The sequence below is a fragment of the Alcanivorax sp. HI0083 genome (assembly GCF_001635175.1).
On record NZ_LWFX01000848.1, the window covers coordinates 1 to 6018 of the forward strand.

General features: G+C 58.2%; 8 protein-coding genes. 4 read left to right on the plus strand and 4 right to left on the minus strand.

Annotation, left to right across the window (positions count from 1 at the left end; all coding sequences use genetic code 11):
• Positions 1 to 452 (minus strand): CHC2 zinc finger domain-containing protein (locus A3754_RS08110; protein WP_231880548.1); only part of this gene is annotated, 452 nt, incomplete at its 3' end.
• Between the two features lie 366 nt (positions 453 to 818).
• On the opposite strand from A3754_RS08110, the gene A3754_RS08115 reads away from it, so the two are divergent.
• Entirely contained in the window at positions 819 to 1856 is a 1038-nt protein-coding gene (locus A3754_RS08115) for a hypothetical protein (RefSeq protein ID WP_156496916.1), read from the plus strand.
• Positions 1857 to 2011: 155 nt separating this feature from the next.
• Here the strand turns inward: A3754_RS08115 and A3754_RS08120 are convergent, their stop codons facing one another.
• Both A3754_RS08120 and rpsU read right to left on the minus strand, forming a co-directional pair.
• Positions 2012 to 2458, minus strand: a complete 447-nt coding sequence (locus A3754_RS08120; protein WP_063519276.1) for a GatB/YqeY domain-containing protein — start codon at positions 2456 to 2458, stop codon at positions 2012 to 2014.
• Positions 2459 to 2480: 22 nt separating this feature from the next.
• Positions 2481 to 2696, minus strand: a complete 216-nt coding sequence (gene rpsU / locus A3754_RS08125) for a 30S ribosomal protein S21 (protein ID WP_007148705.1) — start codon at positions 2694 to 2696, stop codon at positions 2481 to 2483.
• Positions 2697 to 2854: 158 nt separating this feature from the next.
• Between rpsU and tsaD the strand changes: the two genes are divergently transcribed.
• Positions 2855 to 3880, plus strand: coding sequence for a tRNA (adenosine(37)-N6)-threonylcarbamoyltransferase complex transferase subunit TsaD (tsaD, locus tag A3754_RS08130; protein WP_063519277.1), 1026 nt, complete (start codon positions 2855 to 2857; stop codon positions 3878 to 3880).
• Positions 3881 to 4042: 162 nt separating this feature from the next.
• Here the strand turns inward: tsaD and plsY are convergent, their stop codons facing one another.
• Entirely contained in the window at positions 4043 to 4657 is a 615-nt protein-coding gene (plsY, locus tag A3754_RS08135) for a glycerol-3-phosphate 1-O-acyltransferase PlsY (protein ID WP_082872264.1), read from the minus strand.
• Between the two features lie 160 nt (positions 4658 to 4817).
• Here plsY and folB point away from each other — a divergent pair, with 160 nt between their 5' ends.
• Positions 4818 to 5180: a dihydroneopterin aldolase gene (gene folB / locus A3754_RS08140; protein ID WP_063519278.1), complete on the plus strand. Its 363-nt coding sequence runs from the start codon at positions 4818 to 4820 to the stop codon at positions 5178 to 5180.
• The gene (gene folK, locus A3754_RS08145; RefSeq protein WP_063519279.1) at positions 5173 to 5694 is read left to right on the plus strand and encodes a 2-amino-4-hydroxy-6-hydroxymethyldihydropteridine diphosphokinase; all 522 of its coding nucleotides are present in this window, start codon (positions 5173 to 5175) and stop codon (positions 5692 to 5694) included. The genes folB and folK overlap by 8 nt, the downstream gene beginning before the upstream one ends.
• Positions 5695 to 6018: the final 324 nt, after the last annotated feature.

A 6018-nucleotide genomic window follows, 5' to 3' on the forward strand; every position in this document is an offset into this window, starting at 1 on the left:
CCGCTCAATCCCCGATTTTTAAGGTAGTTAACCGCTTTTTGCCGCTCTGGCGCCTGGCGTAACTGCTGCGCGTAGAACTTCTCGGCGCGGCTAAGCAGGTCGTAAAGCGATTGAAGGCGGTCCTTCTTTTGCCGGTCGGCGGCGGTTTCCGGCCGGGATTCGGGCACTTCCATGCCGGCGCGGCTGGCCAGTTGTTTGACTGCTTCCGGAAAGCTCAGATGCTCGTATTCCATCAGGAAGCCCACCGCATTGCCGGAGGCGCCACAACCGAAGCAGTAATAGAACTGCTTGTCTGGAGCCACGGTGAAGGAGGGCGTTTTTTCCTGGTGGAAGGGGCAACAGGCGCTGTAGTTGCGGCCGGTTTTTTTCAGCGGCACACGGGCATCAATCAGCTCTACCAGGTCGGTGCGAGCCAACAGGTCATGTGTGAAGTTTTCCGGAATGCGTGCCATATAAGGGTCTGTTAAGTGATCTCAATCGGCCTGCCGAGTCCTGGCCAGGCGTTCGCGCGCAACGGTTAAGTGGACTGATAGCAAAAAACGGCGTGGCTGGATGTGTGCCCCGTCGAACAGGTCCAGAAAATCTCTTCCGGCAGAGAAGCAATAGTAGTGTAGACAGGCCGGGTGGTTTCTGCCAGAAAGGGACGGTATTCAACCAGAAAGTTGGCCATTGTGACAGAGTTAGCGGGTCGCGGGATTGGATACCGGATTGCTGTTGTTGCGCAACAATTTATGAACGATGTTAAGACGAACATTGCTGGTAGAACGGAATTCAGACCCGAATAATGCAATAACGTCACTACAGTAAGGGCGGGAGCCATGGCAGAAGGAAGTGCAGTGGCTGTTCAGGCGTATTTGAACCTGAATGGGGTCGTATGGAAGTTGATGGAGGATGGTTCTCTGGTTCCGTTGGAACCCGGAGAAGCCGTTCTTCCCGATGTCCCTTTGCTGGAGTTTCCGGACAGTAACCCGGAGGCTGATCCGGCGTCTTCTTCAAGCCAGTCCTCGCTGGCCTCCTTCTTTACCAATGTTTCCCGCGATGGTGCTGGCGAAATTCCTTCTTCCGGGTATGACACCCGTGGTGTAGCCGATGCCGGGGAGAGTTCCCGTGATGCCAAGCAGGGTCCACCCCCGGACCTGCTCCCCAACGATGCCGGCATCAGTATCCGGATTCAGGATGGCGGCGACGGTTATGTAAACCGTTTCGAGCAGGATGCGGTGGATCTGGTGGGTACTACCACCGATATTCTTGATGACACCGTGGTGGATGTGATTGTTCTGGATGCCCAGGGCGGCTCTGTCACCTTTACGGCCGTGGTGCAGGATGGCCGCTTCTCAGTGCCCGGTGCAGACCTGAGTTCACTGGCAGAAGGCCCGCTCACCGCGGTGGCCACTTACCAGGATCCTTACGGCAACCGGGTTACCGGCACCGACGACAGCATCAAGGATACGCTGGCCAGTGGTGTGGATGTGGAAGCCGCCACTGGCACTGATGATGTGGTCAACGCGGTGGAAGCGGTGGACAACACCCTCAGCGGCACCTTTGCCGATGTGCAGGCCGGTGCCGACGTGGAGGTGACCGTCAGTGGCGCCGGCCATGGGGATCTGGTCTTTACCACTACGCTGGATGCCAGCGGTCACTGGTCGATTCCCGATGTGGACCTGGATGTCTTCGACGACGGCACGCTGACGCTCACCGCCAGCACCGTGGACCAGGCCGGCAACCCGGCGACCATCACCGATACCGTAGACATGGACACCCAGGCGGCGATTACCGCCGAGTTTGTGGACGCCCAGCAGCCTGACGGGGTCGCTGCGGGAGTGGCGGAGCTGGTCTTTGCTGGCGGTTACCGTTAAATCGCTGCTTGTCGGCTTACGGCCTTCGGTCTAAGCCGACCACGGTGCATCCAGGTAGGCTGCGGTGTTTGTGCGTATCGTAGACGCAGGGAAACAGTGTTCGTCGTCAATAGACGAATAAGGGGGAGGCTTGAGTGTTATTGCTGGAGTCTGGTTCAGCCCAGTTTGGCGCGAACCTTGCCACTGGCGGCGCCCATGTCGGCACGACCCTGCAATTGCGGCTTGAGAATGCCCATCACCTTGCCCATATCCTGCATACCGGACGCACCGGTTTGCGCCATGGCGTCATCGATAAGGGAATCGATTTCGGCATCGGTGAGCTGGGTGGGGAGGAATTCCTGGAGTATCACGATTTCCGCTTCTTCGGTTTCCGCCAGTTCAGGGCGGTCCGCCTCACGGTATTGTGTGGCTGAATCCTTGCGCTGCTTGATCAGCTTGTCGAGCAACGCCAGTACACGGGCATCATCGGGCTCGATGCGCTCGTCCACTTCGATTTGCTTGATCGCTGCCAGCGCCATACGAAAAACGCCAAGACGCGCCTTTTCTTTGGCACGCATGGCGTCTTTCATGGCTGCAGTGAGCTGCTCTTTGAGCGCACTCATCAGACGTTTATACCTTTATACCTTAGTACAAACGTTTGCGTGCCAGTTGCTCACGCTGCAGTTTTTTAAGGTGACGCTTGACGGCTGCGGCACGCTTGCGCTTACGCTCTTGTGTGGGCTTCTCGTACTGCTCGCGACGACGCACTTCAGAGAGAATACCCGCTTTTTCACAGCCACGCTTGAAACGGCGCAGGGCCACATCAAACGGTTCGCCTTCTTTCACCTTCACCTGAGGCATGAAGAATCACCTTCCTAGAAATTAGAGTTTATGGGTTCGCCGCGGGCTCAGGTGGTCCCGGGGTGCGGCGAGGCGGGGATTCTACCTGAGTGGTGAATAAATGCAAATCCGGACGTCTGGCGCTATCATGGCGCCGCAATTTCACAGGGTTGAGCACCATGCGCGTATTGGGTATTGAATCAAGCTGCGACGAGACCGGCGTGGCCATCTATGACACCGAACAGGGCCTGCTGGGGCAGGCGCTCTATAGTCAGGTGGAGATGCATGCCCGTTATGGCGGGGTGGTGCCAGAGCTGGCCAGCCGTGACCATGTGCAGCGGGCTCTGCCGCTGGTGCGTGATGTGATGGAGCAGGCTGGTACCCACCCCGAGCAGCTGGATGGTATCGCCTATACCGCTGGTCCGGGCTTGGCTGGCGCTTTGCTGGTGGGCGCCGGCGTGGCCCGTTCACTGGCGTTCGGCTGGGATCTGCCTGCGGTGGCGGTGCATCACATGGAGGGGCACCTGTTGGCGCCGTTGCTGGAACCCAATGCGCCGGCGTTTCCGTTTGTGGCGCTGCTGGTCAGTGGCGGGCATACCCTGCTGCTGGATGCCCAGGGGCTGGGGAATTATGCCATTCTGGGGGAATCGGTGGATGATGCTGCCGGTGAAGCGTTTGACAAGGCCGCCAAAATGATGGGCCTGGGGTATCCGGGTGGGCCGCGCATTGCTGGGCTGGCCCAGCAGGGCGCGGCAGGGCGGTTTCGTTTTCCCCGCCCGATGACGGATCGCCCGGGGCTGGATATGAGCTTTTCCGGCCTGAAGACGTTCACCCTGAACACCATTAACGATCTGGGTGGCAAAGAGGCCTTGAGCGAGCAGGATCGGGCCGATATTGCCCGCGCCTTCGAGGAAGCGGCGGTGGATACCCTGGTGATCAAATGCCGCCGGGCGGTGGAACAGACCGGACACAAACGGTTAGTGATGGCGGGTGGCGTGAGTGCCAACCGTTCCCTGCGGGCAAAGCTGGGTGAGCAGATGGCCAAGCGTGGTGTGGAACTGTTTTACCCGGCGCCGCAATACTGCACCGACAACGGCGCCATGATTGCCTTTGCCGGGGCGTTGCGTTTGCAGGCGGGTGAGTCTGCGGAGTTGCCGATCAAAGTGCGCCCAAGGTGGCCGCTAACTGAGCTGGCGGGGCTGTAAACCCAGTTGAAAGTTTAAAGTTCAAAGTTTAAACGCGGATTAGGCTGTCCTGCTTTGCCATGCTCTGCCCGCGATGAGGGTAATGTCGCGGGCAATGCCTGTCAAAACCCGAGGCGCGTTGACGCGCTTTTCAACTTTGAACTTTCAACTTTACACTGCGGCTCAGTCTTTCTTCCTGAACCCCAGTTCTTCCCCGCGCAGGATTTTCTGCAGGTTGCTGCGGTGCCGGGCAATCATCACCAGAGACAGGGCCAGCATGGGCCAGAAGGCCTGGGGCAGCCAGGCGAAAATACAAGCTGGCGCTACCACAAAGGCACTGAGTGAGGCGATGGAGGAGATACGGTTAAGCGCAAAGACCAGCAGCCAGGTGCTACCGGCAACCAGCCCACTGGGCCAGTGCAGGGCGAACAGCAACCCAAAAGCCGTGGCCACGCCTTTACCGCCCTGAAAGTGAAAGAATACCGGATACAGGTGGCCCAGGAAGGCGAAAGCACCGACCATTGCCGCGACAAAGGGGCCCATATCCAGATAGCGGGCCAGCACTACGGGGATCACCCCTTTGAGTACGTCGCCGAGTAGTGTGAGGGCGGCGGCGGGTTTGCCGCCGATGCGCAGCACATTGGTGGCCCCGGGGTTATTGGAGCCCTCCGTGCGCGGGTCCGGGTAGCCGAACAGCCGGCAAACCAGGATGGCACTGGAAATGGAGCCCATCAGATAGCCGGCCACGCACAATGGCAGTAACCAGAACCAGACTTCCTGTAATGTCCCTGCTTGCACCGGCTATAATCTCCCTTCGCATCGCTGTGTAATACACGGGGTGACATTGTACACAGCACGACGTTATTGCCTGCGCTGCAAGCGTAACATCTGATTACCTGAAATGGGATTCATTCGCCAGGGTGCTGTCGCCAATGAATGCCACGCCAAGAGATCGAGTATGGATATTGTTTATATCAATGATTTGAAAGTGGATACCGTGATCGGCATTTTCGACTGGGAGCGCCGTATTCGCCAGACCGTGAGCCTGGATCTGGAAATGGCGGCGGATATCCGTAAAGGCGCGGCGTCGGACCATATTGATGACGCCCTGGATTACAAGTCTATTGGCAAGCGGTTGATCGCCTTTATCGAAAGCAGTGAGTTTCAGCTGGTTGAGACTCTGGCTGAGAATGTGGCACAGCTGGTGCTCAACGAGTTCCAGGTGCCGTGGCTGAAGTTGCGGCTCAGCAAGCCGGGCGCTCTGCGTGGGGCCCGGGATGTAGGCGTGATTATTGAGCGGGGTGAGCGTCCCGATGGGTGAAGGGCTGAAGAGTGAAGCGTCTCAGGCTCAGGTATTTCTCAGCCTGGGCTCCAATATCGATCGTGAGCACAATATTCGCTCCGGACTGAATGCCCTTGCCCGGGTGTTCGCGCCATTGGCGATCAGCCCGGTGTACGAAAGCGAAGCGGTGGGGTTCGACGGCGATGCTTTTTATAACCTGGTGGTAGGGCTGCAAACGACATTGAGTGTTGGTGAGCTGACTGCCTGCCTGAAAGGCATCGAGAAGGACCATGGTCGGGTGCGGGGCGAGAAGAAGTTTGCCAGTCGAACCCTGGATATCGACATTCTTACCTACGACGATCGCGTGGGTGAGGTGGATGGCGTCCAGCTGCCCCGCGACGAAATTCTCAAACATGCTTTTGTGTTGAAGCCGCTGGTGGATCTGGCCCCGGATGCGCTGCACCCGGAAACCCAAACGTCTTATCAGGCATTGCTGAAAGCAGCAGATTTCAGTGGGCAGGATTTGTGGGTGGTGCCGTTCGAGGATAAGTAACGGCGGTTTTTATATGCCGTCTTCTCTCCCAATGAGTCCCTGCACCCCTGTGGGAAGCGGTGCAGAGCGTTTTACCGGGGTTCCCTGGTTTGCGTTGCAGCGTGTGGCGTGAAGCGTGTTGCGTCTCTCTTAAGGAACCTCTGAAAAACTCCTTGCATGCTCAGCGTGGCCTGAAGCGTGCAGCTGTTTCGTCTTGTCTTGATGGTCAGGGTGGTTCCCTTTCCGAGAGGCAAGGCGCAGCAGATGTGCGCTTCAGGCCACGCCCTTCGGGTCATTCAGGCTGGCCCGCACTCGTTGTTGCCCTTTTTCGATGGATGGACATAC

Coding starts and splice junctions, on each gene's coding strand:
- A3754_RS08115 (WP_156496916.1), top strand. CDS start 819: ATGGCAGAAGGAAGTGCAGTGGCTGTTCAGGCGTATTTGAACCTGAAT.
- A3754_RS08120 (WP_063519276.1), bottom strand. CDS start 2,458: ATGAGTGCGCTCAAAGAGCAGCTCACTGCAGCCATGAAAGACGCCATG.
- rpsU (WP_007148705.1), bottom strand. CDS start 2,696: ATGCCTCAGGTGAAGGTGAAAGAAGGCGAACCGTTTGATGTGGCCCTG.
- tsaD (WP_063519277.1), top strand. CDS start 2,855: ATGCGCGTATTGGGTATTGAATCAAGCTGCGACGAGACCGGCGTGGCC.
- folB (WP_063519278.1), top strand. CDS start 4,818: ATGGATATTGTTTATATCAATGATTTGAAAGTGGATACCGTGATCGGC.
- folK (WP_063519279.1), top strand. CDS start 5,173: ATGGGTGAAGGGCTGAAGAGTGAAGCGTCTCAGGCTCAGGTATTTCTC.